This is a genomic window from Arhodomonas sp. KWT2 (assembly GCF_041949875.1).
Taxonomy (GTDB): domain Bacteria; phylum Pseudomonadota; class Gammaproteobacteria; order Nitrococcales; family Nitrococcaceae; genus Arhodomonas; species Arhodomonas aquaeolei.
The window spans coordinates 1-3009 of the sequence record NZ_JBHFPQ010000002.1 but is presented as its reverse complement, the minus strand read 5'-3'; the positions used below and the strand labels follow the sequence as shown (position 1 = coordinate 3009).

Below are 3009 nucleotides of genomic sequence, written 5' to 3'. Positions count from 1 at the left end.
CGACGCCTGGATCAAGCAGGCCACCTGTGCCGGTCTCGGCCTCAACGACTGCCGCTGGTGCACGCGCCGCGGCCTGCCGATCCTGCCGGTACGCTACGCGATCACCCGTATCGACGAGACCCCGGAGGTCCCGGTGCTGCCGCACGCGCGTGTCGGGGCGCTCTATCCCCGGGACGCCGAGGGGGATCCGGTGCCGCTCGGGCTCGACACCGTGCTCGACGACGAGGGCGAGTGGCACACGGGTCAGCCGCCGCGATGCGGCTACATCCTGCGCCGCCTGCGCGGGGGCTATCTCTACCTCTACGACGAAGGCCACGAGTGCTGGCTCGCCTACCAGGTCACCGATGGCGGTGAGTTCTGGCAGTTCCCGCCGGGCGAGCCGCCGGCGCAGATCGATGATGAGCCGTTCGCCTGCCACCGGCCGGGCAGCCACGCCGCGGCCTCGTTCATCGGGCTGCCGTACCCCCTGGAGGCCGGCCGGGTGTGGTTCGCCTACCTCGAGCGCCCGTGGTCGCTGGCACAGCTCGAGCGCGTGGCCGGCGACGAGGACTGGCGCAAGCGCCACCTGCAGTGCTTCGACGTCGAGGCCTGGCTGAACGACGGCGTCGCCGAGCACGCCTTCGCGCCCTCGCTCATCGGCGAGCAGGTGCCGGAGTGCTGCGCCGGGCCGGCCCGCGAGGCGCTGCGCTGGCACCGCTTCCCCCTCGCCGCGGGCGTGGACGACGCCGAGGCGCTGATCGAGGCGATGACCACCCAGGCCCGCCACGACGCCGGCCTGCAGGGCAAGCACGGCCAGGCGGTGATGCTCGCCGTGCACGACGAGGTCGGCATCCTCGAGGAGCTCAACGCCTACCGCCAGCAGCCGCTGGAGCGCATGCGGCTGTTCCAGGCCGAGGGCGACAACGCCCGGCGCTCGCTGTGGCTGGCCTCGGTCCGGCGCCTCGTCGCGGCGCTGAACGCCGCCGCCGATAACCGCATGAGCGAGGTGGACGAGACCTACCAGGCGCGGATGTCGGCGGTCTACGAGCGCCTGGAGGCCGAGCGCCGGGCGGCGGAGCGGCAGTTCGCCAGGGAACTCGCCGAGGCCGCCGACGAGGCGGAAAGGCGCACCATCCGCGAGCTGCAGCGCAGAAAGCGCGACCTGTGGGGGAACGGCTATCCGCGCTGCGAGGTGACCCCGGAGTACCTGCGGCTCAAATCCGAGCGGCACCGAAAGCTGCACTCCCTCGAGCGCACCCTCGCCGAGACCATCCAGGAATTCTCCGAGTACTACGACGACGAGCGGCCCGGCGACGTCGTCGCCGAGCTCGCCGACTACCAGGCCGCCATCGAGACCGACACCCCGCGGCTGGACGCCGACTACGCCCAGTGGCTGGTCCACGGCCTCGGCGAGGCGCTGGCCCGCTACGAGCCGGACGACGTCCACAGCGGCCTGCGCGTCACCGAGATCCTCGCCGACGTGCTCCAGGGCGGCATACTCTCCGCCAACAGCCGCTGGGCCTGGGAGCAGCTCCTCGACGGCCTCGGGCAGGCCGACGGGCTGCTGCTGCGCGCCTACTTCCACAACCACCGCGCCAGCACCGGGCGTTTCGTCGCCGACAGCGCCGCGCTGGAGGAGGCCGGCGATGCCACCCTCGAGCTCGAGACGCTCAAGAGCTGGTACCAGCAGCTCAAGGCGTTGCACGCCGTGCACGCGCAGGGCTGGGCGTTGCCCGAGCTCGCCGCCTTCCGCCGCAGCATCGAGCGGCTCAACGGTGTCGCGGTGAGCGCACTCACCGCCGTGCTCGGCCACCAGGCCAGCGCACCGGTGCGTGGCGGCGGGCCGCCGGCGATCGACATGCCCGTGACGATGCGCTTCGCCCGGCTGCTGCAGATCACCGCCCTGGGCCTGGACCCGGAGGCGGCGTTCCACACCCGGGCCAGCTTCCTCGGCGAGCTCGACATCAGCGTCGGCGCCTATCACGGCATGGTGAACGCCATCACCTATGACCTCGCCGACGCCGGTGACCCGCAGACGTATCATCATGCCGAGGCCACCGGGGACGGCCGGCGCGTGGGCGGCAACGTCGCCGGCGTCGCCATCACCGACGAGAACCGCGTGCGCGTCCCCTGGCTCATCCCCCACGACGAGCGCGCCGCGCTGCTGCCCTATCTCGACGACGAGCGGCGCTTCACCGACGGCGGCCCGCCCCCCGTGCTACGCCTCGACGACGACGCCGTCTTCGAGCAGCAGCGGCGCATCAGCAAGCGGCTGCGCAGCACCGACAACCCCTTCCGCTTCCTCGACGCGGTGTTCAGCGTCGCCGGCCTCTTCCAGGCCGCCCGGGCCGTCCACGACGAGCCCGACAGCCTCGAGAACTGCTGGCAGCTCATCGGCGCCGTCGCCGGCACCGCCGAGTTCGTCGTCAACGGCGCCGCCGAACTCCAGCAGGCGCGCCGCGGCATCGCCGCCGCCGGCCCCGCCACCACGGGGCGGCTGCTCTCCGGGCCCCCGAAGACGGCCCTGACCCGGGCGGCGAAGCACCTTGGCGTGGCCACCACGGTCATCGCCATCATCGACGGCTTCCGTGAGTTCGCCGAGGCCGCCGCGCTGTCACGGCGCGGCGCCGTGGCCCGCCAGGTCTACGGCCATGCCTTCCTCGGTGGCATCGGGCTCGCCGGTGGCCTGATCGCGCTGGCCTGCTCCTCGGCGGTGCTCGTCCCCGCCGTGTTCACGCTGATCACCCTCGTGACCGTGAGCCTGCTACGCCAGCTCGTGCCGCTGAACATCCGCATCTGGCTGCGCCGCAGCCTCTACGGCGTCCAGCAGGAGGACTACCGCTACGAGCCCTTCCACAGTGCCGAGGAGGAGCAGGAGGCGCTGGCGATGGTGCTGCGCGGCATCGTCTTCGACATGACGGTCACCGACCTGCAGGGGAGCGTCGGGGGCACGCTCATGCTCGCCGACGCCTACCAGAGCGGTGTCGCCGGGACGATCGCGTGGACCGAGGAGGCGGTCCGAACCCCCGA

1 protein-coding gene is annotated in these 3009 nt (G+C 72.5%); it reads left to right on the top strand.

All coding sequences use genetic code 11. From position 1 onward, the window contains the following. Positions 1-3009, top strand: a 3009-nt coding sequence (locus tag ACEZHJ_RS00015) for a T6SS effector BTH_I2691 family protein (RefSeq protein WP_375036087.1), incomplete at both ends; no start/stop codon positions are given.